Genomic DNA, 24,422 nt, shown 5'->3' on the forward strand with positions numbered 1-24,422 from the left:
CTCTTGCGAAACAAAAGAAGGCTATTTTTTTAAAAGATATAGCGTAAAGCAGGATATCGCTCCTAAAGAAATTACTGTATAACCTCTGGAATTGGCTCTCCACTTTTACCGCTAGGAAATGTAATTCCCAATAACGAACAAATGGTATTTGCTATATCTGGAATCTCAGTGCGTTTAACCGTTTGCCCGTGATTTATTCCCTGACCAAAAAATAACAATGGCGCATGTGTATCGTAAGCGTAACCAGTTCCGTGAGTGGTTCCTTTACGCGAAGTAGAATTAATATATCCTGGACTCAAAGCTAGGAGCACATCTCCAGATCTATTGAAGTTATACCCCATTTGAAGCCTACTTGCCTGCCCTTTTGTGAACTCTTGATTTCTCATTGAAGTCCCAGTATAAGCTTCAGCTACGTTCTTGTAATTTTTAACTTCCCCTACAATAGCATTCTCAACCTCTTCTGAAGTAAGACCTAATTTTTTTATAAGCTCTTGATCTAGGAAAAGCTGCTCATTAGAGAAATTCTTTATCAACTTATCACTTCCAAACTTAGTGTTTAAAAATGCATTTAATGGGGTGTAAAACTCTTTCTTACTGAAATTCCCACCTGGAATATTTTCAGCTTCTAAATAACTCGGCACTTCTACAGCAGCATGGTCGGAAGTTAAGAAAACAGTGTATGTTCCCTTTCCTACTTCTTTATCTAAAAAAGTAAAAAGTCTCCCTAAATCCTTATCTAATCTTAAGTAAGTATCTTCTGTTTCTTTTGCACTCACTCCAAAACGGTGCCCAACATAATCGGTAGCCGAAAAGCTAATTGCTATGAAATCTGTAATCTTATCTGCCCCAAGGTTTTCACCTTTTATAGCAGCTTCAGCAAAATCTACAGTTAGAGAATTACCAAAAGGCACTCCTTTTAACAAGTCGAATTTTCCGTTATCATCCCATAATTTTGGAAGGTCATGAGGGAAAACTGGAGCTTCTTCTCCTTTAAAATACTGTTCGAAGTCATTATTATCTGCAATACTTTCTGTGTAAGTATCTATATCGTAAAGTGTATTCCATACTTTTTTATATTTTTCTGCAGCATCAGATTTATTGAATTTCTCTACCCAATTAGGAAGCGCATCCATATAATAAGTACTGGTTACCCAATGTCCCTCATCTTTCCCTTGAAACCAATATGCACCATCTGCTGCATGACCTGCTGGCAAAATAGAACCTCTATCTTTTAGAGAAACCCCAATCACTTTTCCTTGAGAAGCAGTAGCCAATTTTAACTGGTCTGTCATTGTACTAGAAACCATTCTTCGAGGAGACATTTTTCCAGCATCTGTAACCGTTCCTAATGAGTTTACAGTTTCATCTTCTGTACAATAAACAGATCTATCTTCATTTTTATCATACCAATCATTCCCAATTATACCGTGTGTTTTTGGCGTAGTTCCTGTGTAAACAGAAGCATGCCCAGCGGCAGTTTTAGTAGGGATATAATTGAAATGATTATTCTTACAATTAAAACCTTCGTTTATCATTCTCTTAAAACCATCATCTCCGTATTTATCATAGAAGCGCACTAAATAATCGTATCGCATCTGATCCACAACAATACCTACAACTAATTTTGGTCTTGTAAAGGGTTCTTTTTCGGATTTCTGTTGAGCTTTAAGTCCAACAATACTAAAAAATAGCAAACCTGCTATAAGGACGTTTTTCATTTTAAAATACATTTTCCACAAAATTACAGATTTAAAATATTTAGAACTTTAAATCTAGGTTAAAAGAGATGTAATTTTATTTTTTTACTTTAGCTGTTCTATTTTTGATACATGATATACATAGAAAATATTGGTCGGTACTTTTTAATGTTAAAAGAAGTTTTTAGTAGGGCTACAAAATGGTCTATGCTGAAAAAGCTTATTTTTAAAGAAATTGATGACCTTATTTATGGCTCGTTAGGAATCATTATTTTTATTTCTTTCTTTATTGGAGGTGTTGTTGCTATACAAACAGCATTAAATATTGACAACCCTTTAATTCCTAAATATTTAATAGGATTTACCACTAGGCAATCGGTAATATTAGAATTTGCACCTACGTTTACATCCATTATTATGGCTGGAAAAGTAGGTTCTTACATTACGTCTAGTATCGGAACCATGCGAGTAACAGAGCAAATAGATGCGCTAGAAGTTATGGGGGTTAATTCTTTAAACTACTTGGTTTTCCCAAAGATAATCGCCCTTATGCTTTATCCTTTTGTAATCGCTATTGCTATGTACATGGGGATTTTAGGAGGTTGGTCTGCAGTTGTATTTGGAGGCTATAGCACGAGTGCAGAATTTATTAGAGGACTACAAGATGATTTTAATACGTACCATGTAGTTTATGCATTTGTAAAAACTTCGGTTTTTGCATTTATTCTTGCAACCATACCATCTTTTTATGGTTTTTATATGAAAGGCGGAGCTTTAGAAGTAGGAAAGGCAAGTACATCTTCTTTTGTTTGGACGAGTGTTGCCATTATTGTTGCCAATTATTTATTAACCCAAATGTTATTAGGATAAAATGATTGTAGTTGAAAATATACATAAATCGTTTGGTGATACTGAAATATTAAAAGGTATCTCCACTTGTTTTGACAAAGGAAAAACAAACCTAATTATTGGGCAAAGTGGTTCTGGAAAAACTGTTTTTCTAAAATGCTTATTAGGATTACATCACCCAGAAGAAGGGAATATTATATATAACGAAAGGATTTACGCTAATTTAGATGAAGACCAACGTACTAGCCTACGCCAAGAAATGGGAATGGTTTTTCAAGGAAGTGCCTTATTCGATTCTATGACCGTACAAGAGAATGTAATGTTTCCACTTCGGATGTTCTCAAAATTTCCTAAAAATGAAATGAGCGATCGTGTAGACGAGGTATTAGCCAGAGTAAATTTAGTCGACGCACACAACAAATTGCCTTCAGAAATTTCTGGGGGTATGCAAAAAAGGGTTGCTATTGCACGTGCTATTGTAAACCGTCCGAAATATCTTTTTTGCGATGAACCTAACTCTGGTCTTGATCCAAAAACGGCCATTGTTATAGATCAATTAATCCAAGAGATCACTCAGGAATTTGGAATTACAACCGTTATAAACACCCACGATATGAACTCCGTTATGGAGATTGGTGAGAAAATCGTATTCTTAAAAAATGGATTAAAAGAATGGGAAGGCACTAATAAAGAGATCTTTAAAACAGATAATGAAGCGGTTACCGATTTTGTATATTCTTCAGATTTATTTCAAAAAGTAAGAGAAATTTATATCAAAGAAAATTAAAGCTTTTATTAAGATACTAAAAATCCACAAGTCCCCAAAGAAACAATTAGGTATAAAACGGCAAGTATAAAAAATACTTTTGCTGGTTTATTCTTCTTTTTATACAGAAGGACCCCCCCTATTAAGGAAAAAAGGATCGCAGGCCCAAACATTATTATTGCAATGAATGTTACTATTCCATCATAACTTCCTTCTAAAAATATCATATCATTTCTTTTTTAAGCTCATTTAAATAAGCAACTTTATCATCTCGATAAAAAAGATTCATTGTCTCAAAAGGAATGATCTTGTAATCTTTGTTTACAATATGAACACAGGATTTTTTTACCGCACGGACATCAAAATTATAAGCATCGATAAATTGCATGATTATAACTCTAAATAAATTATCGTAGCCTAAATTTGGAGCATCTATATTTGGCAAACAACACATAATCGATTTTAAATTCTCTTCAGCTACTTCCACAGAATTCCCCGTACTAAAAAGTTCGATCATTTTACCTTGTAGGCTTTCATCTTGCTCATAAACAATAGTATTTTTACTGTTGTTCAGTAGATCTTCCGGATTTATATAGCGCGTTAAAGGAAAAACCTCTCCATCGAGCTTTAGTGCATACCCCATTGCCAAAGCATCTGGATTGCATGGAACAGGAAGAATATCATCTTCATTAAAAATATCTGTTTGCTCTAAAATTTTTCTACGCACTTCGGTAAGTGTAATTCTATCTTTTTCTAAGTTAAAGTTCTCCAATCTCCCTGCGATCTGCGTAGGTTGAAAAGTAACTCCTCTTACACATTTTTGTTTCAAAGCATAATCTATAATATCTCCAGCTTCTCCATCATTTAATCCCTTCTGAAGTGTTACAACTAATGTTGTAGAAAGATTCAGCTCATTAAGGTTTTCAATAGCTTGCTTGCGTATACTACTTAGCGTTGCTCCTCGCATTTCCTTTAGCACTTCGTCATCGAAAGAATCGAATTGAAGGTAAATTTCAAAGTCTGGAGTGTATTCTTTTAAGCGCTTAGCGAATTCTTTTTCCTTAGCAATCCTCAATCCATTTGTATTCAGCATTAAATGACGGATAGGTAAAGATTTTGCATAATCCATAATTTCAAAAAAATCTGGATGGATAGTAGGTTCTCCTCCACTTATTTGAACTACATCTGGATTCTTCTCATTAGCTACAACAGCATCCAACATTTTTTTTACTTCTTCTAGTGTTCTGTGCCTTCCATAAGTGGGTGAAGAGCCTGCATAACACGTTGGGCAAGTTAAGTTACATCGATCTGTAACTTCTACAATAGTTAAGCAAGAATGCTGTTCATGATCTGGACATAAGCCACAATCATAAGGACACCCATAATCTGTTTTTGTATTGAATTTATAAGGTGTTTCTGAAGGTTTATTATAATTCCGTAAGTTTTTATAATATGGAATATCATCAGCAATTAGCACTTTTGAAGAACCGTGTTCTCTACATCGCTTGAGCATGTATACATTTTCGTCTTCAAATACAATTTTAGCATCCACACGCTTTAAACATTCTGGACAAAGGCTTAATGTAAAATCGTAATATGTATATTTTCTAGTTGGCATAAAAAACTTTTTTTAAGGTGCTCCCGTAATAAATAAAACACGCAATACATAGGAGTTGAATACTGCTTAAACTTAAAACAAAAAATGTATTTGGCTTCAGAAACTCTATAAAAAAACGAAAACCAAAATAAAGGAGCATAAAGTACTTAAATAACAATCCATTTTCGAGCTCATTCTTTTTTCGTGCTCTATAGAAAAAAACAAAGATTACTATCAGAAAAACAAGTTCATATAACGCAATAGGATGACGCTTAATACCATCTCCTAAATTCATCCCCAAGAATGAAGTAGTTTGCTTTCCATAAGTAAACTCATTTATTCCACTTAAAAAACACCCTATTCTCCCTATAAATATTCCTAAAATTATAGGCAACACAAATAAATCTCCTGATGATTCTTTTTCGCCTATTATTTTCTTTGTTATCTCCACTCCTAACAAACCACCAAAGAGTCCTCCCATTATAGTTTTAATATTCATAAGAGATAAAATTTCTTTGAGGGAATTTATTGCTACAGGATTTTCAAGATAGCCTATTAAACGAGAGCCTAAAAAAGCTCCAATAGCTGCTCCTAAAACAATTGAAAACCTATTGGAAGTATTAATTGAATCTTTTGTATTTCGTCTTAAATAAAGGTAATAACGAAAAGCTACAAAAAAAGCAATATACTCTAATAGCAAATGTATATTTATTTGTGTATTTAAAACTTCAAGTTCAAAAGGTAAGGATATCGGCATTTTTTAAAAATTCAACTAGTACAAAAGTTTCAACTCTTTTAAGTCAAATTCTTTAATGATGTTATCTTCCATAAGTACAATTAAACAACCATTTACTGCAACTCCTTTTATAAAGCCCATGATAAGTTCTCCATTGGCTAATTTAAATGTAGAAGGCTTATCTTTTCTGAATAAATGATTCTCAAAAGTCTCCTTTATTTTTAAAAGCGCTCTATCTACAACCCATGTTTCGTATTTTTTTATCATCTCTACGATTTTAGACATCACCTCTTCTTTATTATAATGGATTCCTGTAATACTTTTTAAAGAAGATGCATTGGTGACTCCATCAAAAGTAGTTTGGTTTAAATTAAGTCCTATTCCAATTATAGAAGCACTCATTTCACCATTTTTTATAATACTTTCAATTAAAATTCCACAAATCTTACTATTCACTGACAAAATGTCGTTAGGCCATTTTATCTTTAAATATGGAATTGCAAAATATGTTAACGCATCATATATAGCCAAAGAAACGGCCATACTCAGGTAAAATTGTTCATTCTTATCTAAGCACGTAATCTTTTTAAAAACGCTAAAAGTAAGGTTCTTTCCCGCTTCAGAAACCCATTGGGTTCCCATTTGGCCTCTTCCTTCCATCTGTTTTTCAGCCATTACTACGGTATAATCTTGCAGTTCTTTATGAGCTGCTAGTCTCCTTAAAAAGGAATTTGTCGAATCGGTGGCATCAAGTTTGATTAAATTCATAGAAATAACTACATTTATTATGTAATGTTATGTTAATTAGAATAGCACAAATTCTAAAAAAATAATAACTTTGTGAAAATAAAAATTTTTAATGGCAAAAACGAATAGTAGCACAGATCAATTAATAACATTTATCTTAAAAGGAATTGAAGAGGTTAAGGGTAATGATGTAAATATTTTAGACTTAAGGGATATTGAGAATACGGTTTGTGATTACTTTATAATCTGCAATGGTACTTCAAACACACAAGTAAATGCCATCGTAAGCTCCATACAAAAAGTTGTAAGCCGCGAGTTAAAAGATAAGCCATGGCACATTGAAGGTACAGACAATGCCGAATGGGTGCTAATGGACTATGTTAATGTTGTGGTTCATGTTTTCCAAAAGCATGTTAGAGAGTATTACGATATTGAAGGACTATGGGGAGATGCAAAAGTAACTGCAATCTCAAACTAGACGTTACAATTTCAAGAGATTTTCAAAGCTTGAGAGTTACAAACACAATTTGAACACTCAATAGCAAAGAGATATAATGCCCAAAAGGGTTGAATAAAAAAATTAATGGCAAAAGAAAACAAGAACAATACAAGCCCAAAAAAACCTAAATTCAGTTCATACTGGATTTACGGAGCTATTTTAGTTATAATTATTGGTATGCAACTTTTCTCCGGAGGTAGCGGATGGCAAACTCCTCCTGATATTACTCCTGCAAAATTACAGCAGTACTTAAAGGATGGAGACGTTAGCAAAATCCAGATTGTAACTAATACAAGAGAAGCTGAAGTATTTTTAACTAAAGAAGCTCAAGACAAGGACATTCATAAAAGTGCACTTAGCAAAACATTGATTCCTTCTTCTGAGCAGATCCCTCAGTACCAATTAGAGTATGGAGATTTACAGAACTTTGAAAACGATATTAAAAACACAATCAAAGAAAACGATCTTTCTGCTTCTTTGGAATATAAAAAAGAGTCTAATCTCTTCGGAGAGTTGTTATTTTCTATCCTTCCATTTGTAGTAATCATCGGAATTTGGATTTTCTTAATGAAAAGAATGTCTGGTGGTGGTGCTGGAGGTGCTGGAGGTCAAATCTTCAATATCGGAAAATCTAAAGCTCGTTTATTTGACGAAAAAACAGATATCAAAGTAACTTTTAAAGATGTTGCTGGATTAGAAGGTGCGAAAGAAGAAGTTCAAGAAATTGTAGACTTCCTTAAAAACCCTGAGAAATATACATCTCTTGGTGGTAAGATTCCTAAAGGAGCTCTTTTAGTAGGTTCGCCAGGAACTGGTAAAACCTTATTAGCAAAAGCAGTTGCTGGAGAAGCTAAAGTACCTTTCTTTTCTCTTTCTGGTTCTGATTTCGTAGAAATGTTTGTTGGAGTTGGAGCATCTAGAGTTCGTGACTTATTTAAACAAGCTAAAGATAAATCTCCTGCTATCATTTTTATTGATGAGATTGATGCCATTGGTAGAGCTAGAGGTAAAAATAATATGACAGGAAGTAATGATGAGCGTGAAAACACACTTAATCAATTACTAACAGAAATGGATGGTTTTGGTACCAATACAAATGTAATTGTATTAGCCGCTACCAACAGAGCAGATATTTTAGACAAAGCGTTAATGCGTGCTGGTCGTTTTGACCGTCAGATATATGTTGACTTACCAGACGTTAGAGAACGTAAAGAAATCTTTGAAGTTCATTTACGTCCTATAAAAACTGCTGAAGCTTTAGATGCTGATTTCTTAGCGAAGCAAACACCAGGTTTTTCTGGAGCAGATATTGCCAATGTTTGTAATGAAGCTGCATTAATTGCTGCTAGAAACGGTAAGAAAGCAGTTGATAAACAATCTTTCTTAGATGCTGTAGATAGAATTGTAGGAGGATTAGAGAAAAAGAATAAGATTATAACTCCTAATGAAAAGAAAACTATTGCATTCCACGAAGCTGGACATGCTACAGTTAGTTGGATGCTAGAGCATGCAGCTCCTCTTGTAAAGGTTACTATTGTTCCTAGAGGACAAAGTTTAGGAGCAGCTTGGTATTTACCTGAAGAACGTTTAATTGTTCACCCTGAGCAAATGGCAGACGAAATGTGTGCTGCTTTAGGAGGTAGAGCTGCAGAAAAAGTTATGTTCGATAGAATTTCTACTGGAGCACTTAGTGATCTTGAGAAAGTAACCAAACAAGCTAGAGCAATGGTTACTATATATGGATTGAATGAGAAAATTGGAAACTTGACATACTATGATTCAAGCGGACAAACAGACTATAATTTCTCGAAACCATATAGTGAGGAAACAGCTCAACTTATAGATAAAGAGATTTCTAAAATTATAGAAGCCCAATATATAAGAGCTATCAAACTACTAGAAGACAACAAAGATAAACTTACAGAGCTTGCGGAACACCTTCTTGAAAAAGAGGTTATCTTTAAAGATGATCTAGAAAGAATTTTCGGCAAGAGACCTTTTGCTAAAGATGTTGAGGCAGCAGCGGCAGAAGAAAAATTATTAGATAAATAATAAACAACGGGGGTAATTATAAAATTTACCCCCGTTTTCTACGTTATACTTAATAATTTCATACTTTTATATTAAGGTATTGCATTAATTAAAATATTAACTGCCCCCATTAAATTAATAATGAGCTTATTTAAAAAACTTTTCGGATCTAAACAAAAAAAGGAAGTTTCTGGTAAAGGAACTGGTCAAAGGGGAGAGTTCATGCCCGAGATCAAGCTTCCTACAGATGAAAAATTTACTATCAATTTCAAGAAAAATGGAGGTAAATTTCTGTATTGTGATTCCCTTGAAGAAATACATAATAGCTTTAAAAATATTCTTGCTGAAAATAACTGGTCTCCAGAAGATGTATGTTGCATCGATTCTAAAGTTAGCAATGTCTTCAATCAATTTAATTTCAGTAAAAACAGTAATTGTCAAGGTGCCACATTACTATTATCCCCATGTGAAAATCTAGTAGCAGATAACGGTGCTATTCTTATCTCTTCCAATCAGATAAAAGAAAGTAAGCTAAACGAGTTGCCAGATAATTTTATAATATTCGCAACTACTAGTCAGCTTGTAGACACTATTGGAGAAGGGTTGAGAGGAATTAAAAATAATAACAAGAATCAAATTCCAACCAATATCACTACTATAAAACACTTCAGCATTAAAGAAGAAAATGATTTTCTTACCTACGGAAGTAGTTCAAAAAACTTATATTTGCTCCTTCTGGAGGATCTATAAGATCTACATAACAGAAAACAGTATAAATTTAAACCCATCTATGTGAAAGAACTTTTAAAACGTGTCTTAACAGGTATTCTTTATGTTTTTTTACTTCTGTCAGCGGTATTTCTAAGTCATGATGCTTTTGACTTCCTCTTTCTTATTTTTGGATTAACATGCATATATGAATTCAAAAAAATAATAAGACTAAGAGGCTATGCTATATTCTTAGTTTTCTTAGGTGTTTGGTGGGTCTTCATATACCTTCTAGGCGTGTTAGAACAACAAAATATACTTAGAATAATATTTTTAATTCTATGTATCACTGTGAATCTATCATTAGTTGCTAGATTATACTCAAAAGAAAAGCTTAACTACACAAATACTCAGAAATTTATAATTACACTATTCTATATTGGTGGAGGTTGTATCTTTTTAACGATGATTCCTTATCGTGCTGAACATTTTGTAGAATCCTTAATAGTTGGTATTTTTATACTGATCTGGGTGAACGATTCTTTTGCCTACCTCGTAGGAAAAAGTATTGGAAAACATAAACTTTTTCCAAGCGTGTCACCAAAGAAAACAGTTGAAGGTTTTATTGGTGGGCTTATATTTGCTTTAGGCGCAGCATATATATTATTTATATACAGCGGAGAACTCAATCTAGTACAATGGATGGTTTTAGCGCTTGTAGTAGTCGTTACTGGCTCTGTTGGTGACTTAGTAGAATCTAAATTTAAACGTTTAGCAGGAGTAAAAGATAGCGGTGCAATTTTACCAGGTCATGGTGGACTTCTAGACAGACTTGACAGCTTAATCTTTGCTGCTCCATTTGCATATTTAACACTTCAAATTTTTAATTATGTTTCATAAAGAGGGTCATAAAATAATAGCTATCACCTTTATTCTTATAGCTGCGGGAATCATTATATCCCAATTTTATATCGACATCTATTGGTTAAAAACAATAATCCAAGTAGCATTACTCCTTGTTCTTGTTTTAATACTACAATTTTTCAGAAACCCTACACGTCTTACAGAAATTAGCGATGAGAATATCATAGCTCCTGTAGATGGTAAAGTTGTTGTTATCGAAGAAGTATTCGAAAAAGAATATTTTAAAGATAAACGTATTCAGGTTTCTATATTTATGTCTCCAATCAACGTACACGTTACGCGCTACGCATTAAGCGGAAAGATTAAATTTAGTAAATATCATCCTGGTAAATTCTTAGTCGCTTGGCATCCTAAAGCCTCTGAAGAGAACGAAAGAACTACTGTTGTAATCAACAATCCTTCTTATGGTGAAATTCTATACAGACAAATTGCTGGAGCCCTAGCAAAGCGTATTGTAAATTATGCCAAAGAAGGTGACGAAGTTATTCAGGGAACTGATGCTGGGTTTATAAAATTTGGCTCTAGAGTAGATTTATTTCTACCATTAGGTACAGATATCAAAGTGGCGCTCAATGATAAAGTTAAAGGAGGCATTGATATAATTGCAAAATAAAAATGAATTCTGAAGAACTAAATAAAGAATTTGAAGAAGCTGTTGACCGAGTAAATAACTATGAGAGTTTATTTCCGGCTGACTTTCTCTTACGTCTTTATGCCTACTATAAAAAAGCAACCCATAATAGTGAGCCGCCAAGCAGCAAACGATCTATTATAAATGCTTTTAAAGCAAATGCTTTGTTCCAAGCAAGAGGAATGACTGAAGATGAAGCAAAAGAAAAATATGTAAAACTCGTTAAAGAATATTTTAACTATTAAATATAAAAAAGCCGCAAATTGCGGCTTTTTTATTGAATTCATGTCTGTTAGTTTATTATTTCAAACTAGCCAAGCTCTCTTTTAAGGTTTCTATTTTAGAAAGTGCATCTGCTTCTTTCTGCTTTTCTATTGCAACCACTTTTTCTGGAGCACCAGCAACAAAACGCTCATTAGATAATTTCTTCTGAACAGATTTAAGGAAACCTTCTGTATATTTTAACTCCTCCTCTATTTTCTTAATCTCCTCTTCAACATCTATCGCCCCACTTACCGGAATAAAATACTCATTAGATTTCACACGGAAAGATAAAGCACCATCCACTTTTGAAGAAACATAAGAAAGCTCATCTATATTTCCTAACTTACTTATAATAGTATCAAAAGTATTAGAGACCTCATCATTATTAATAACAGAAAGAGAAATTTCGTTTTTAAAAGCTATATTCTTTTCCTTTCTAATAGTTCTAACCCCCGATATTACCTCAGCAGCAAAATCAAACTCTGCAATAATCTTTTCATCAGCTGTAGTTTCCTCAGGCCATTTTGCAACTATTAAAGCTTCTTCTGGCGTACGCTCTGCCATTAATTGCCATATTTCTTCTGACAAGAATGGCATAAAAGGATGTAGAAGCTTTAAATTCTCTTCAAACAATACAATTACATCATTATACGTCTTAGCATCAATAGGCTGTTGGTATGCTGGTTTTACCATTTCTAAAAACCAAGAACAAAAATCATCCCACACCAATTTATAAGTCGCCATTAAAGCATCAGAAATTCTATATTTAGAGAATTGCTCTTCTATATTTTTTAAGCTATCCTGAAACTTGTTTTTATACCAAGTAATAGCTGTAGCTGCATATTCTGGCTGCTCTATGTCTGCTACCTCCCATCCTTTTACTAAACGGAAAGCATTCCACACCTTATTGGCAAAGTTTTTTCCTTGCTGACATAGACTTTCATCAAATAATAAGTCGTTTCCAGCAGCAGAGCTCAATAATAATCCTACACGAACACCATCTGCTCCAAACTCTTCAATAAGCTTTAACGCATCAGGTGAATTTCCTAACGACTTCGACATCTTTCTACGTTGCTTATCTCGAACCAATCCTGTTAGATACACATTATTAAATGGCTTCTGATCACGGAATTCATACCCTGCAAAAATCATTCTTGCCACCCAAAAGAATAAAATATCTGGCCCCGTTACCAAATCGTTGGTTGGGTAATAATATTCTATCTCTTTATTCTCTGGCTCCATAATACCATTAAAGACACTTATTGGCCATAACCATGAAGAAAACCACGTATCTAAAGAATCTTCATCTTGTTTTAAATCGGAAACCGTAAGACTAGCATTTCCAGATTTTTCTTTTGCTCTTTCTAGCGCTTCCTCTATACTTTCTCCAACTACAAAATCATTTTCTCCATCTCCATAATAGTAAGCTGGGATTTGATGTCCCCACCATAATTGACGAGAGATATTCCAATCACGGATATTCTCCAACCAATGACGGTACGTATTTTCAAACTTAGAAGGGAATAATTTAATTTCCTTATCAGTTAACACAGCATCAATTGCTGGCTTAACTAAATCTTCCATTTTTAAGAACCACTGATCAGAAAGCCTAGGCTCAATAACAGCCTTTGTTCTTTCAGAGGTTCCTACTTTATTGATATGAGTTTCTGTTTTCACTAAAAACCCTTTTTCCTCTAATTCTTTAGAGATTTCTTTTCTTACAACAAATCGATCTTTGCCTTGGTAATGTAGTCCATTACTATTTAAAGTAGCGTCGTCATTAAAAATATCGATTACTTCAAGCTTATGTTTATCTCCAAGATTTTTATCATTCTCATCGTGTGCAGGCGTCACTTTTAAACAACCTGTACCGAACTCAACATCTACATATTCATCTTGAATAATAGGAATTGTACGATCTGTTAACGGAACGATTGCCTTCTTACCTTTTAAATGCTGGTAACGTTCATCATTAGGATTAATACAAATAGCAGTATCCCCAAGAATAGTCTCTGGTCTTGTAGTTGCAATAGTTACTTTCTCATCACTTCCTTCGATTGCATATTCTAAATAATAAAGTAATCCTTGGCGTTCTTCATAAATCACTTCCTCATCAGAAAGTGTTGTTTTAGCCTCAGGATCCCAATTTACCATTCTATAACCACGGTAAATCATTCCTTTATCATGTAAATCAACAAAAGTTTTAATTACAGACGCTGACATATCGTCATCCATAGTAAACTTAGTACGATCCCAATCACAAGAACATCCTAATTTTTTTAATTGATCTAGAATTACACCACCATACTCATCTGTCCAATCCCAAGCGTGTTTTAAAAACTCATCTCTCGTAAGGTCGTCTTTACTGATCCCCTGCTCCTTTAGTTTCGCAACTACTTTTGCTTCAGTAGCGATAGAGGCATGGTCTGTTCCAGGCACCCAACAAGCGTTCAAGCCTTTTAAACGGGCTTTTCTAATTAACACATCCTGAATAGTATTATTCAACATATGCCCCATATGTAATATTCCTGTGACGTTTGGTGGCGGAATTACAATGGTATATGGTTCTCTTTCATCTGGCACAGAACGAAAATAACCGTTCTCAGACCAGTAGTCATACCACTTGTTCTCAACCGATTTGGCATCATATTTAGATGGAATATTCATATTTTGGAACACTTTTTGGATTAAGACTGCAAAAGTAACTATATCCGCAAGATTATAAAAGACAATCGATAAATTTTGCTGGTTACTTAAAAGTAGTTAAATTTGATGTTCACTTAAATCTGAAAAATGATGAAAAAATTAATTATGCTTTTATTTGTCGGAGTTATAGGCTTTGCAGCTACAGCTCAAGACAAAACGGCTAAAATAGAATTTAAACAAGATGTGATCGACTACGGTGAGATCGCTAAAGGGAGTGATGGTGTACGTGTATTTGAATTCACTAATACTGGAGCTGTGCCTTTAGTTGTTACTAATGTTAGATCTAGTTGTGGATGTACAATCCCTAAAAAACCTAAAGGACCTGTAGCTCCTGGAGAAACTGGAGTAATTGAGGTTAAATATGACACAAACCGTGTTGGACCAATTAGAAAAACTATTACAGTAGAATCTAATGCTGCAACACCTACTGTAGCTGTTAAGATTAAAGGAACTGTACTTGCTAATAGCTCGGGAAAATAATTTAAACTTTTAGTTTAACTATTACAAAAGCGATTTCAGAAATTGAAATCGCTTTTTTTTATGCTTACTTCAATAATTACAGCACCTTCATTAACTGAAAAGCAAACTTCAACTCTGACCCGTTTCTATCTACCGTTACAATTACTTTTTTCCCTACTTTTTCATTTATCATCTCACTCACCTCTTGCAAAGAATACTCATGCACTTCTCTATTATTAACCTTCATAATCACATCCCCTGGGCGTAAACCTACAATCTCAGCTGGACTTCCCGCTCGTAATTCTGCAATCTCTAAAGCTGGGTGAAGTTTAAAATCATACTCCCCATGTAAATAGATTTTCTTTCCATTATCAGCAAGGTTGTTAGCTTCATTAACCATAGCTTTCACCATTCTTAGTCCGTTATGCTGCAACTCAATTCCACTCATATTATATTTAAAAGGATCTTTAAAATTTCCGTTTTTCTTAAAAGTTATCCTTCCTCCGGGATAATCTAAAACTAAATCAAACCGCCTTAGTATTTCGGAACCTATAGATCCATTTCTATCTCTCAATGAAGTGAGATATTTCAATGCTGTAGCATCAGGATAAGCGACTTTAGCTTCTTTTAGCTGAAAATCGCCCAAAGAAAACCGCTGAATTCTAGCTCGCTTGCCATGTATTTTTCCACTGAGACCAAACCCTAAGAAATCATCGAAAAATTTAAGAGGTCCTGAAATTTCTTTTTCCGTATTTTGAAAGAGCCAAATAGCATCGCAACTACCGGTATCTAAAAGTAATTTTACTTTCTTTTTATCCAAAGAAGTAAATTGTTTTATATCTGCATACACATAAGCTTTACTATCTTCAAGCTCTAAAGGCAGAGTTTCACACTTTCTACAGTTTTTATAATTATAAGAATCGACATTACTAAACTTAATTTTTTCTGAAGAATAATCAATTTCAACAATAAAATTTTTCAGTAAATCGTAACCAATAATACCATGCACCTTATAACCTATCCGAGGCGAAAAATTTATATTACTATCAGATATAAGATAAAAGTCCTGACTATAATTAAATACATTTCCTAGCTTAAAAGTATTGCCTTCAGAATGAAGTGCTTTTATAGGATCACCGTCTCCTAACCCACGAATGTGGATTTCCTTGGTGTTTTTAATCTGTATAGAATCCTCTGGAGTAATATTGAAGAGAATTGGCTTGTTAACTCCAGTATCTAGAATAAATGAGAGTTCCACACCATTTACTTCTATGGGCAATACGATAAGATTATTTACAAAGTCAAATCTTATTTTTTCGAACTTCTCATTCTCTTTCAAAGAGAAGTTACCTTGACCATAAGATATAAAGCAAACGATGAATATTGATAAAACAAAACTATGTTTTAACCTTTTCATCTCCCTAAATTTGTTGTATTCTTATAAATTTAATAAAAAAAACGTTTCCCTTCATTAAATTTAACATGTAACACTCTTAAGAAGAACCTTCTGTTTATAAGGAATTATAAAATATATTTCGCAAATTTGCAGCACATAAAATTTGAGATATGCCAACAATTTCTGAGAAAGGTATTAAAATGCCTGAGTCCCCAATAAGAAAGCTAGTTCCCTTTGCAGAAGATGCTAAGAAAAGAGGAGTAAATGTATTTCACTTAAATATTGGACAACCCGATATTAAAACCCCACAAGTAGCTCTTGATGCTGTTAAAAATAACACACTAGAAATACTTGAATATAGTAGAAGTGAAGGTTCTGAAGAATATAGAACAAAATTAGCTAATTATTACGGCGGAAGAGATATCGATGTAAATCCGAACGAGATAATTATTACTACTGGAGGCTCGGAAGCACTTATGTTTACCATGGGTACGATTACCGATATTGATGATGAAATTATTATTCCTGAACCATTTTATGCCAATTATAATGGTTTTGCAACTGCTTCTGGCGTGAAAGTTGTCCCTGTGGAGTCTAAAATTGACAATAACTTTGCTTTGCCTCCAATCGAGGATTTCGAAAAGCTTATCACTCTAAAAACAAAAGCTATTCTAATTTGCAACCCAGGGAATCCAACTGGATATCTTTATACTAAAGAAGAGATTCAAAAATTAGCAGCAATTGTAAAAAAACACGATTTGTTTTTAATTGCTGATGAAGTATATCGTGAGTTTGCATATGACGGTGCAGAGCATTATTCTATATTACAAGTAGAAGGATTAGAAAAAAATGCAATTGTAGTCGATTCTGTTTCTAAACGCTACAGTATGTGTGGCGCACGTATTGGTTGTATGATTTCTAGAAATAAAGAAGTTATGACTACAGCATTAAAATTTGCACAAGCAAGGTTGTCACCTCCTTCTTTTGCTTTAATTGCTAGTGAGGCTGCTTTAGATACACCTCAAAGTTATTTTGATGAAGTAATTGAAGAATATGTAGAGAGAAGAGATCTTTTGATTTCTGAACTTAATAAGATCGAAGGTGTTACTGTAGCAAAACCACAAGGAGCTTTTTACTGTATCGCTCAGTTACCTGTGGAAAATTCTGATGACTTTGCACAGTGGCTTTTAGAAGATTTCCAATTGGACGGAGAAACTGTAATGGTAGCTCCTGCAGCTGGCTTCTACTCTACTCCTGGAATTGGAAAAGATCAGGTTCGTATTGCTTATGTACTAAAGAAAGAAAATCTAATTAAAGCAGTTTCTATCCTTAAAGAAGCTTTAAAGCAATACAATGCATAAAGAAAATACCATTGCTCACAACATTTCATTAAAACCATACAATACATTTGGAATAGATGTAGATGCAAAAAATTTTATTACTGTCTCCTCTGTTAGTAAGCTTAAGGAAGTACTCTCCTTAGAAGAGTATCCTGAGAAATTTATTTTAGGAGGAGGCAGTAATATGCTTCTAACTAAAAATGTTGAAGCATTGGTAATTCAGCTTAATCTTAGAGGAAAGGAAATTCTTGAAAAAGATGAGGATTACACTTATATAAAAGTACAAGCAGGCGAGAATTGGCATGAATTTGTTTTATGGGCAATAGATAATAATTTAGGAGGGATTGAAAATCTATCTTTGATTCCTGGGAATGTTGGCACTGCTCCAATACAAAATATTGGAGCGTATGGAGTAGAACTTAAAGACGTCTTTTATTCATGCGAAGCATTAAACACAAAAACGTTAGAAACCAAAGTTTTCTCTAAAGAAGCATGCGAATTTGGCTATCGAGATTCTTACTTCAAAAACAACAAAGGATTATATATTATTACGTCTGTTACTTTTAAATTGAAATCGGAACCTAAAAATATAAATATCTCTTATGGAGCGATTGAAAGTGAGCTTGAGAAGCAAAATATTACGACTCCCTCTATTAAAGATGTTTCTGATGCTGTTATTAGCATCCGTAAAAGTAAACTTCCAGACCCTAAAGAGTTAGGAAATAGCGGTAGTTTTTTTAAAAATCCGATTATTAGTGATGCAGATTTTAAGGAACTTCAACAAAAGAATCCTGCTGTTCCGCATTATATAGTTTCTTCTTCTGAAATAAAAATTCCTGCAGGTTGGTTAATTGAGCAATGTGGCTTTAAAGGAAAAAGATTTGGAGATGCTGGAGTTCATAAAAACCAAGCACTTGTTCTTGTTAATTACGGAAATGCAACAGGAGAGGAAATATGGAATCTAGCTCTTAAAATACAAAAGAACGTTAAAGAAAAATTCGGTATCACTATTGAACCCGAAGTTAATATTTATTAATTGCCATCTATAAAATATACGTACATGTGTATTTTATCGTTTTAATTAATAAATTTGAGCCCCATAGATTTTTAAGATATAACTTCTGTGGAAATCTTTATTATATGTTACAAGCATAAATTTACATGAGTCAACTTCTTGAAAAAAATATAATTACACTTCTAAATGAAGGAGATGAAAAAGGCATGTCTCTTTTATATGAGTATTATGGTGATACTCTTTTTGGAGTTGCGCTTAAGATCACTAAAGACGAGGATTTAGCCAAAGATGTTCTTCAGATAAGCTTGATGAAAATCTGGAAAAAAATTGACACTTACGACGCTAAAAAGTCAAAACTTTTTACATGGATGTTTCGAATTACTCGAAATACAGCAATCGATAAAATAAGAAGTGTAAATTTAAAAGGCAATCAGGAAATCCAAATCGAAGTTTCAGACGTATATAATTTAGGAGTTGAAAGTGTAAACCCAGACCATATTGATATTAAAAAGCATTTAAGTACGCTCGACGATAAATATCAAATAGTAATGGAAGCCTTATTCTTCCAAGGCATGACTCAGCAAGAAGCCAGCGAAGCATTAGACATCCCTCTAGGAACTATCAAATCCCGACTCAAAATTGGACTTAGAGAGTTAAGACGAATCTATGATCCTGCTATAATAGCTATTTTGTTTTATTTGATAATTCAGTAAAGCCATGAAAGACGAGATAAAAATATTTTTAGAAAGTGATTTGTTAGAACGCTACATGATAGGCGAAACAACTCATGAAGAAGAAGTTCGTGTTGAACATTATCTTGACACGTACCCAGAAGTACAACAAGAATACGAAGTACTCCAAGAAAATTTGGAACTCTACGCTAAGGCACATGCTAAACAAGCTCCTATCAGCGTAAAAGAGGATGTACTGGCTCAATTAAAATCTGAGACAAAAGAACTCAACGCGCCAAAGAAAGGAATTCCTTGGTATTTTGTAGCTGCTTGTATTACTACTTTCCTCTTTGGAGCCACTACAATTACTCTTTGGAAGCAAAACAAATTATTATCAAACGAGAAAAGTACAATTGCAACTCAAATTGATAACCTTAAAAGCGATATCATAAATACTAACTCCAAGTTGGAAAATATGAAAAGTAAATATGCTGTTCTTAATGACCCTGAAACACGTAAATATGTGATTTATGGTAATGAACGTGCAAAGAACTTAAGATCTGTAGCATATATAAATCCTAAAGAAAAAATTTCGGCCATCAATGTATTATCAATGCCAAAACTCCCAGAAGATAAAGAGTTTAAAATGTGGGCAGAGGTAAATGGAGAAATGGTAAGCTTAGGTGTTTTAGAAAAGGCTGACAGAAAATTAATGTCATTACCATTTCAAGACAATGCATCTAACTATAAAATAACTATAGAATCTAAAGGAAATAATGATTTTGCCTCTATAGATAGTGAGGTTGCTAATATTAAAATTGAAGAAGAAGAATAGCATAAAGCACATATAAAAATTGATAAACCCCTTAACTAAAACTTAAGGGGTTTTATTTTTAAGATAGCTTTATACCTATTTATACTGATGTTTTGTACCTTTGTAGTGACTTTTTCGAGGTGAGATGAAATGTTCGTAAACCTCATACGTCTAACTACATAAAGAAAGTAACAAGAAATGAAACTTTTATTAATTAGTATTGTATTATTAGGTTTAGCTTTTGCTGGAATTGCAATTAAAATCTGGGGTAAAAAAGATGGTAAATTTGCTGGAACATGCGCTAGTCAATCGCCATTTTTAAACACAGAAGGAGAAGCGTGTAGCTTTTGCGGAAAAATGCCAGATGAGCAAGATTGTAAAGCTGAAAATAAGCAAAAGTAAATTCTAGCTCCCATTATATTTAGATCTTTTGATTGATTCTTCTTAAGAATTTTGTTGTATCCTTCTTATTACCATTATCAATTTATTATCTTTATTAGGAACGAAAAATAAAATTGTATTGCAAGAAACAACCAAACACATCCAAGAATATATTAATCATGCGAAAGAAGGTGATCAGAAATCATTTAGCTTTCTCTTAAATAAATTCTGGGTAGATGTTTATAGCTTTCAATTATTGCGTACAAGAAATGAAAATGAAGCTGAGGATATTACTATCAGAACTTTCTCTAAAGCCTTTGATAAAATAAATACGTATAATGAGGACTATGAATTTAAAACATGGCTCATTACAATCTCCAAGAATGTACATATAGATTTAGTTCGAAAGAAAAAATCTGAACTGTCGCATAAAGCTTTTCAACAGGAAGAAAACAATATTTATAATCTTGCTGATGATACTCCTACTGCAGAAGACAATTTAATTACAGAGCAAAATCTTGCCACCCTACTTCAGCACATAAAAAAACTAAAACCTCATTATCAACAAGTAATAAACTTAAGATATTTTCAAGAACTGTCTTATGCTGAAATTGCTAAAGAATTAAATGAGCCACTGAATAATGTAAAAGTAAAACTCTTAAGAGCTAAAAAATTACTTGCTGAAATAATACATCAGAAAAAGAAATAATATTTTATTATTTTCACCCCGAAATAATCAGTAAGCAACCAAATTACCAACTTGAAAGACTTTCTTAAAAAACTAGGTCCAGGACTGTTATTTGCTGGAGCCGCTATTGGTGTATCACATTTAGTACAATCCACACGCGCCGGAGCAGATTACGGCTACGGATTATTATGGGCACTTCTATTAGCTCATCTTTTTAAATATCCATTCTTTCAATACGGACCTCGTTATGCAATGGCTACTGGAGAAAGCCTTTTAGATGGCTATAAAAAACTTGGCAAAGGTGTATTGTATATCTACTTTATACTGAATCTAGCCACTATGTTTACTATCCAAACAGCAGTAACCATTGTAACAGCTGGATTAGCTTCTAACTTATTTGGTATTTCTGCCGACCCGATATTATGGAGCATCGTCATTACAATTATCTGTATTACCATTTTAATTTTAGGGAAGTACAAGCTCCTAGACAACCTTATGAAGGTTATAATTACGATGCTCACAATTTGTACACTAACTGCGATAATTTTAGCAGTAACAAGAACTACAGAAACTATAGATTTCACTCAAATATTACCTACAGAAGCTACAGGCTTGGCATTTGTAATTGCCTTTATGGGATGGATGCCCGCTCCTTTAGATATTTCTGTTTGGCATTCTTTATGGGCTATCGAGAAAAAGAAAACTTTAAAATCTTATAAAACAAAGCGATCCATTACTGATTTTAATATTGGGTATTTAAGCACTATAATTCTAGGCGTATTCTTTCTTAGTCTTGGCGCTTTAGTAATGCATCAAACGGAAGAGCAGTTTAGTAGTGGAGCAACGCAATTCGCTTTTCAGTTTATAAATATGTACACCGAAACTTTAGGGCCTTCAACCTATTATATTATTGCAATTGCTGCTTTTACTGCCATGTTTAGCACTACACTAACTACATTAGATGCTTCTCCACGAGCTATGACAAAAAGTACAGCGCTTTTATTTAATATTAAAGGGAAGCATGTTTCTATAAGCTGGATTATTATTCTTGCTATCGGGACAATTTGCATATTGCTTTTTTTAATGTCTGAAATGAAAACACTAATAGATATTGCCACTATTTTATCTTTTGTCACTGCTCCATTTTACGCAATTATAAACTACAAATTAGTAACCTCTAAACATATGCCTAAAAAATGGAGACCAAGCAAAGGCATGCACTTTTTAAGCTGGGCTGGAATTGCTTTTTTAGTAGGTTTTTCTATTTGGTATCTTACCACACTCTAAAAACAAATCCCCTATTCATAATTAAATTATGATCACTTAATTTTCAAACTTAACTTCGTATCTTTGTCATCTAAAATTTCGATATGAGTGTAGATACTGAAAGTAGCATTGCTCCTCCTAAAAAAGGAAAACCAAAATGGTTACGAGTAAAGTTACCGACTGGAAAGAAATATACAGAGTTAAGAGGTTTAGTTGATAAATATAACCTTCATACTATTTGCACCTCCGGTAGTTGCCCTAATATGGGAGAATGCTGGGGTGAAGGAACTGCAACTTTTATGATCCTAGGTAATGTTTGTACAAGGTCATGTGGTTTCTGTGGTGTGAAAACAGGAAGACCAGATACTATTGATTGGGAAGAGCCTGAAAAAGTAGCTCGTTCTATCAAGATAATGAGCATAAAGCATGCTGTTATTACTTCTGTAGACCGTGACGATTTAAAAGACATGGGATCTATTATATGGGCAGAAACTGTTAAATCTATCCGTAGAATGAATCCTACTACCACTCTAGAAACGCTAATTCCAGACTTTCAAGGAGTAGAACGTAATATAGATCGAATTGTAGAAGTAGCTCCAGAAGTTGTTTCTCATAACATGGAAACTGTTAGAAGATTAACTCGTGAGGTTCGTATACAAGCTAAATACGACCGTAGTCTTGCTGTTTTAAAATACTTAAAAGATCAAGGAATTAATAGAACTAAGTCGGGAATAATGCTTGGTCTTGGTGAAAAAGAAGATGAAGTCATCGAAACATTACACGATCTAAGAAATGCCAATGTAGATGTAGTAACTATAGGTCAGTATTTACAGCCTTCAAAAAAGCATTTACCTGTAAAACAGTTTATTACTCCAGATCAATTTAAAAAATACGAAGAAATTGGTTTAGACTTAGGATTCAGACACGTAGAGAGTGGAGCTTTGGTAAGATCTTCTTATAAGGCGCATAAACACCTTGAATAAATAATTCTTAGAGACAATATTTTCAAAGAATTTATCTGAAACATTTTCAATCTAAAATAAGATGTAAGATTAGATTTAAGAGATCAATCCTTACATGATTATATCGGTAATAACACATTTTATAAAATAATTAAAATTCACTAGATTATATAAATCTTGGAATTTACCCTTTGCAGGGATAGAATAAACAATTTTGGGAAAAACAAGAATTGCCATTAATGGCTTTGGAAGAATAGGACGTACAGTTTTTAGATTACTTTTAGATCATCCAGAATTAGAAGTAGTTGCTATAAACGACCTTGCGGACGCAAGAACTTTAAGCCATTTAATAAAATACGATAGTATTCATGGCGTTTTACACGAAGACGTTCAATACGATAGAGATCATATTATTGTAAACAACACTTCTTTTCCTTTACTGAATTGTAAAACTTTAAATTCTATCAACTGGCAACCATTTAATGTTGATATTGTAATTGAAGCTACTGGAAAATTTAAAACTAGAGATCAGTTACAGCATCATATTATTGGCGGAGCAAAAAAAGTAATCTTATCTGTTCCTCCTGATGATGAGTCTATAAAAATGGTTGTTTTAGGAGTAAATGAAGGTATTCTGGACGGAAGTGAAGACATTATTTCTAATGCTTCTTGTACTACCAACAACGCAGCTCCGATGATAAAGGTTATAAAAGAGCTATGCGGAATTGAGCAGGCTTATATAACCACGGTACACTCCTACACTTCAGACCAAAGTCTTCACGATCAGCCTCACCGCGATTTACGAAGAGCTCGCGCCGCAGGACAATCAATCGTTCCTACAACAACGGGTGCTGCAAAAGCTTTAACAGGTATTTTTCCTGAACTTAGTAAAACCATTGGAGGATGTGGAATTCGTGTTCCCGTTCCAGATGGATCTTTAACAGACATTACATTTAATGTAAGTAAAGAAACTTCTATCGAAGAAGTTAACGAAGCATTTAAAAAAGCTTCAGAAGGTTCATTAAAAAATATCTTGGCATACACAGAAGATCCAATTGTATCTGTAGATATTATCAACAACCCTTATTCTTGTACATTCGATTCCCAAATGACCTCGGTTATTGGTAAAATGATCAAAATAATTGGTTGGTATGATAACGAATACGGATATAGCAGTCGGATTATCGATTTAATTCAACTTATTAAACAGAAATAATTATATTTACTGCATAGCACTTATGTAATTATGCGCTTTGTAGCCCTTTTAATCTTTAT

General features: G+C 33.5%; 24 protein-coding genes. 18 read left to right on the forward strand and 6 right to left on the reverse strand.

Going from position 1 to position 24,422, the window contains the following annotated elements; all coding sequences use genetic code 11:
• Positions 1 to 71 precede the first annotated feature (71 nt).
• On the reverse strand, positions 72 to 1,718 hold the full coding sequence (pafA, locus tag ACN0TY_RS14875; protein WP_417445114.1) for an alkaline phosphatase PafA: 1,647 nt from the start codon (positions 1,716 to 1,718) through the stop codon (positions 72 to 74).
• A gap of 111 nt (positions 1,719 to 1,829) precedes the next feature.
• Between pafA and ACN0TY_RS14880 the strand changes: the two genes are divergently transcribed.
• A complete protein-coding gene (locus tag ACN0TY_RS14880) occupies positions 1,830 to 2,567 on the forward strand; it encodes an MlaE family ABC transporter permease (RefSeq protein WP_236959842.1) in 738 nt (245 codons plus the stop codon).
• Between the two features lies 1 nt (position 2,568).
• Complete coding sequence (locus ACN0TY_RS14885) at positions 2,569 to 3,333, forward strand: ABC transporter ATP-binding protein (protein WP_417445115.1); 765 nt, start codon at positions 2,569 to 2,571, stop codon at positions 3,331 to 3,333.
• Between the two features lie 202 nt (positions 3,334 to 3,535).
• Here the strand turns inward: ACN0TY_RS14885 and ACN0TY_RS14890 are convergent, their stop codons facing one another.
• Genes ACN0TY_RS14890 through ACN0TY_RS14900 form a run of 3 tightly spaced genes read right to left on the reverse strand, consistent with a single transcriptional unit; the run spans position 3,536 to position 6,413 of the window.
• On the reverse strand, positions 3,536 to 4,930 hold the full coding sequence (locus ACN0TY_RS14890; protein WP_417445116.1) for a radical SAM protein: 1,395 nt from the start codon (positions 4,928 to 4,930) through the stop codon (positions 3,536 to 3,538).
• The gene (locus ACN0TY_RS14895) at positions 4,920 to 5,666 is read right to left on the reverse strand and encodes a prolipoprotein diacylglyceryl transferase (protein WP_417445117.1); all 747 of its coding nucleotides are present in this window, start codon (positions 5,664 to 5,666) and stop codon (positions 4,920 to 4,922) included. Before ACN0TY_RS14895 ends, ACN0TY_RS14890 begins: the two co-directional genes overlap by 11 nt.
• Positions 5,667 to 5,681: 15 nt before the next feature.
• The gene (locus tag ACN0TY_RS14900) at positions 5,682 to 6,413 is read right to left on the reverse strand and encodes a biotin--[acetyl-CoA-carboxylase] ligase (protein ID WP_236959837.1); all 732 of its coding nucleotides are present in this window, start codon (positions 6,411 to 6,413) and stop codon (positions 5,682 to 5,684) included.
• Between the two features lie 91 nt (positions 6,414 to 6,504).
• Here ACN0TY_RS14900 and rsfS point away from each other — a divergent pair, with 91 nt between their 5' ends.
• From rsfS to ACN0TY_RS14930, 6 genes are all read left to right on the forward strand, one after another.
• Positions 6,505 to 6,870, forward strand: coding sequence for a ribosome silencing factor (gene rsfS, locus ACN0TY_RS14905; RefSeq protein WP_236959836.1), 366 nt, complete (start codon positions 6,505 to 6,507; stop codon positions 6,868 to 6,870).
• Positions 6,871 to 6,975: 105 nt separating this feature from the next.
• Entirely contained in the window at positions 6,976 to 8,943 is a 1,968-nt protein-coding gene (gene ftsH, locus ACN0TY_RS14910) for an ATP-dependent zinc metalloprotease FtsH (RefSeq protein WP_236959835.1), read from the forward strand.
• A gap of 120 nt (positions 8,944 to 9,063) precedes the next feature.
• The gene (locus tag ACN0TY_RS14915) at positions 9,064 to 9,672 is read left to right on the forward strand and encodes an LUD domain-containing protein (protein ID WP_417445118.1); all 609 of its coding nucleotides are present in this window, start codon (positions 9,064 to 9,066) and stop codon (positions 9,670 to 9,672) included.
• Positions 9,673 to 9,714: 42 nt separating this feature from the next.
• Entirely contained in the window at positions 9,715 to 10,530 is an 816-nt protein-coding gene (locus ACN0TY_RS14920; RefSeq protein WP_236959833.1) for a phosphatidate cytidylyltransferase, read from the forward strand.
• Entirely contained in the window at positions 10,520 to 11,167 is a 648-nt protein-coding gene (locus tag ACN0TY_RS14925) for a phosphatidylserine decarboxylase family protein (RefSeq protein WP_236959832.1), read from the forward strand. The genes ACN0TY_RS14920 and ACN0TY_RS14925 overlap by 11 nt, the downstream gene beginning before the upstream one ends.
• A gap of 2 nt (positions 11,168 to 11,169) precedes the next feature.
• Complete coding sequence (locus ACN0TY_RS14930; protein WP_417445119.1) at positions 11,170 to 11,430, forward strand: acyl-CoA-binding protein; 261 nt, start codon at positions 11,170 to 11,172, stop codon at positions 11,428 to 11,430.
• A 55-nt stretch (positions 11,431 to 11,485) separates the two neighbouring features.
• Here the strand turns inward: ACN0TY_RS14930 and ACN0TY_RS14935 are convergent, their stop codons facing one another.
• On the reverse strand, positions 11,486 to 14,116 hold the full coding sequence (locus ACN0TY_RS14935; RefSeq protein ID WP_417445120.1) for a valine--tRNA ligase: 2,631 nt from the start codon (positions 14,114 to 14,116) through the stop codon (positions 11,486 to 11,488).
• Between the two features lie 129 nt (positions 14,117 to 14,245).
• On the opposite strand from ACN0TY_RS14935, the gene ACN0TY_RS14940 reads away from it, so the two are divergent.
• On the forward strand, positions 14,246 to 14,635 hold the full coding sequence (locus tag ACN0TY_RS14940) for a DUF1573 domain-containing protein (protein WP_417445169.1): 390 nt from the start codon (positions 14,246 to 14,248) through the stop codon (positions 14,633 to 14,635).
• A gap of 76 nt (positions 14,636 to 14,711) precedes the next feature.
• On the opposite strand, the gene ACN0TY_RS14945 is transcribed toward ACN0TY_RS14940, so the two are convergent.
• Positions 14,712 to 16,031, reverse strand: a complete 1,320-nt coding sequence (locus ACN0TY_RS14945) for a PDZ domain-containing protein (protein WP_417445121.1) — start codon at positions 16,029 to 16,031, stop codon at positions 14,712 to 14,714.
• Positions 16,032 to 16,180: 149 nt separating this feature from the next.
• Here ACN0TY_RS14945 and ACN0TY_RS14950 point away from each other — a divergent pair, with 149 nt between their 5' ends.
• The 9 genes from ACN0TY_RS14950 to gap all read left to right on the forward strand — a co-directional run bounded on the left by ACN0TY_RS14950 (position 16,181) and on the right by gap (position 24,363).
• Complete coding sequence (locus ACN0TY_RS14950) at positions 16,181 to 17,371, forward strand: pyridoxal phosphate-dependent aminotransferase (RefSeq protein ID WP_417445122.1); 1,191 nt, start codon at positions 16,181 to 16,183, stop codon at positions 17,369 to 17,371.
• Positions 17,364 to 18,386 (forward strand): UDP-N-acetylmuramate dehydrogenase, encoded by a 1,023-nt coding sequence (murB, locus tag ACN0TY_RS14955; RefSeq protein WP_417445123.1) that lies wholly within the window; start codon positions 17,364 to 17,366, stop codon positions 18,384 to 18,386. Before ACN0TY_RS14950 ends, murB begins: the two co-directional genes overlap by 8 nt.
• A gap of 125 nt (positions 18,387 to 18,511) precedes the next feature.
• On the forward strand, positions 18,512 to 19,078 hold the full coding sequence (locus tag ACN0TY_RS14960; RefSeq protein ID WP_236959826.1) for an RNA polymerase sigma factor: 567 nt from the start codon (positions 18,512 to 18,514) through the stop codon (positions 19,076 to 19,078).
• Positions 19,079 to 19,082: 4 nt separating this feature from the next.
• Positions 19,083 to 19,871 carry an anti-sigma factor domain-containing protein gene (locus tag ACN0TY_RS14965; RefSeq protein ID WP_417445124.1) on the forward strand — a complete coding sequence of 263 codons (789 nt, stop codon included), beginning with the start codon at positions 19,083 to 19,085 and terminating at the stop codon, positions 19,869 to 19,871.
• Between the two features lie 177 nt (positions 19,872 to 20,048).
• On the forward strand, positions 20,049 to 20,252 hold the full coding sequence (locus ACN0TY_RS14970; protein ID WP_236959824.1) for a membrane or secreted protein: 204 nt from the start codon (positions 20,049 to 20,051) through the stop codon (positions 20,250 to 20,252).
• A gap of 118 nt (positions 20,253 to 20,370) precedes the next feature.
• Positions 20,371 to 20,940 carry an RNA polymerase sigma factor gene (locus tag ACN0TY_RS14975; protein ID WP_236959823.1) on the forward strand — a complete coding sequence of 190 codons (570 nt, stop codon included), beginning with the start codon at positions 20,371 to 20,373 and terminating at the stop codon, positions 20,938 to 20,940.
• Positions 20,941 to 20,991: 51 nt separating this feature from the next.
• Entirely contained in the window at positions 20,992 to 22,206 is a 1,215-nt protein-coding gene (locus tag ACN0TY_RS14980) for an Nramp family divalent metal transporter (protein WP_236959822.1), read from the forward strand.
• A gap of 83 nt (positions 22,207 to 22,289) precedes the next feature.
• On the forward strand, positions 22,290 to 23,168 hold the full coding sequence (gene lipA, locus ACN0TY_RS14985; protein WP_236959821.1) for a lipoyl synthase: 879 nt from the start codon (positions 22,290 to 22,292) through the stop codon (positions 23,166 to 23,168).
• A gap of 193 nt (positions 23,169 to 23,361) precedes the next feature.
• Complete coding sequence (gap, locus tag ACN0TY_RS14990) at positions 23,362 to 24,363, forward strand: type I glyceraldehyde-3-phosphate dehydrogenase (protein WP_236959820.1); 1,002 nt, start codon at positions 23,362 to 23,364, stop codon at positions 24,361 to 24,363.
• The last annotated feature ends 59 nt before the right edge of the window (positions 24,364 to 24,422 follow it).

The organism is Joostella sp., from assembly GCF_048266025.1.
GTDB lineage: Bacteria > Bacteroidota > Bacteroidia > Flavobacteriales > Flavobacteriaceae > Galbibacter > Galbibacter atrarenae.

Excerpts from the sequence above, each read along its gene's own strand:
- pafA (WP_417445114.1), bottom strand. The coding sequence starts at position 1,718 with ATGAAAAACGTCCTTATAGCAGGTTTGCTATTTTTTAGTATTGTTGGA.
- ACN0TY_RS14880 (WP_236959842.1), top strand. The coding sequence starts at position 1,830 with ATGATATACATAGAAAATATTGGTCGGTACTTTTTAATGTTAAAAGAA.
- ACN0TY_RS14885 (WP_417445115.1), top strand. The coding sequence starts at position 2,569 with ATGATTGTAGTTGAAAATATACATAAATCGTTTGGTGATACTGAAATA.
- ACN0TY_RS14890 (WP_417445116.1), bottom strand. The coding sequence starts at position 4,930 with ATGCCAACTAGAAAATATACATATTACGATTTTACATTAAGCCTTTGT.
- ACN0TY_RS14895 (WP_417445117.1), bottom strand. The coding sequence starts at position 5,666 with ATGCCGATATCCTTACCTTTTGAACTTGAAGTTTTAAATACACAAATA.
- ACN0TY_RS14900 (WP_236959837.1), bottom strand. The coding sequence starts at position 6,413 with ATGAATTTAATCAAACTTGATGCCACCGATTCGACAAATTCCTTTTTA.
- rsfS (WP_236959836.1), top strand. The coding sequence starts at position 6,505 with ATGGCAAAAACGAATAGTAGCACAGATCAATTAATAACATTTATCTTA.
- ftsH (WP_236959835.1), top strand. The coding sequence starts at position 6,976 with ATGGCAAAAGAAAACAAGAACAATACAAGCCCAAAAAAACCTAAATTC.
- ACN0TY_RS14915 (WP_417445118.1), top strand. The coding sequence starts at position 9,064 with ATGAGCTTATTTAAAAAACTTTTCGGATCTAAACAAAAAAAGGAAGTT.
- ACN0TY_RS14925 (WP_236959832.1), top strand. The coding sequence starts at position 10,520 with ATGTTTCATAAAGAGGGTCATAAAATAATAGCTATCACCTTTATTCTT.
- ACN0TY_RS14930 (WP_417445119.1), top strand. The coding sequence starts at position 11,170 with ATGAATTCTGAAGAACTAAATAAAGAATTTGAAGAAGCTGTTGACCGA.
- ACN0TY_RS14935 (WP_417445120.1), bottom strand. The coding sequence starts at position 14,116 with ATGAATATTCCATCTAAATATGATGCCAAATCGGTTGAGAACAAGTGG.
- ACN0TY_RS14940 (WP_417445169.1), top strand. The coding sequence starts at position 14,246 with ATGAAAAAATTAATTATGCTTTTATTTGTCGGAGTTATAGGCTTTGCA.
- ACN0TY_RS14945 (WP_417445121.1), bottom strand. The coding sequence starts at position 16,031 with ATGAAAAGGTTAAAACATAGTTTTGTTTTATCAATATTCATCGTTTGC.
- ACN0TY_RS14950 (WP_417445122.1), top strand. The coding sequence starts at position 16,181 with ATGCCAACAATTTCTGAGAAAGGTATTAAAATGCCTGAGTCCCCAATA.
- murB (WP_417445123.1), top strand. The coding sequence starts at position 17,364 with ATGCATAAAGAAAATACCATTGCTCACAACATTTCATTAAAACCATAC.
- ACN0TY_RS14960 (WP_236959826.1), top strand. The coding sequence starts at position 18,512 with ATGAGTCAACTTCTTGAAAAAAATATAATTACACTTCTAAATGAAGGA.
- ACN0TY_RS14965 (WP_417445124.1), top strand. The coding sequence starts at position 19,083 with ATGAAAGACGAGATAAAAATATTTTTAGAAAGTGATTTGTTAGAACGC.
- ACN0TY_RS14970 (WP_236959824.1), top strand. The coding sequence starts at position 20,049 with ATGAAACTTTTATTAATTAGTATTGTATTATTAGGTTTAGCTTTTGCT.
- lipA (WP_236959821.1), top strand. The coding sequence starts at position 22,290 with ATGAGTGTAGATACTGAAAGTAGCATTGCTCCTCCTAAAAAAGGAAAA.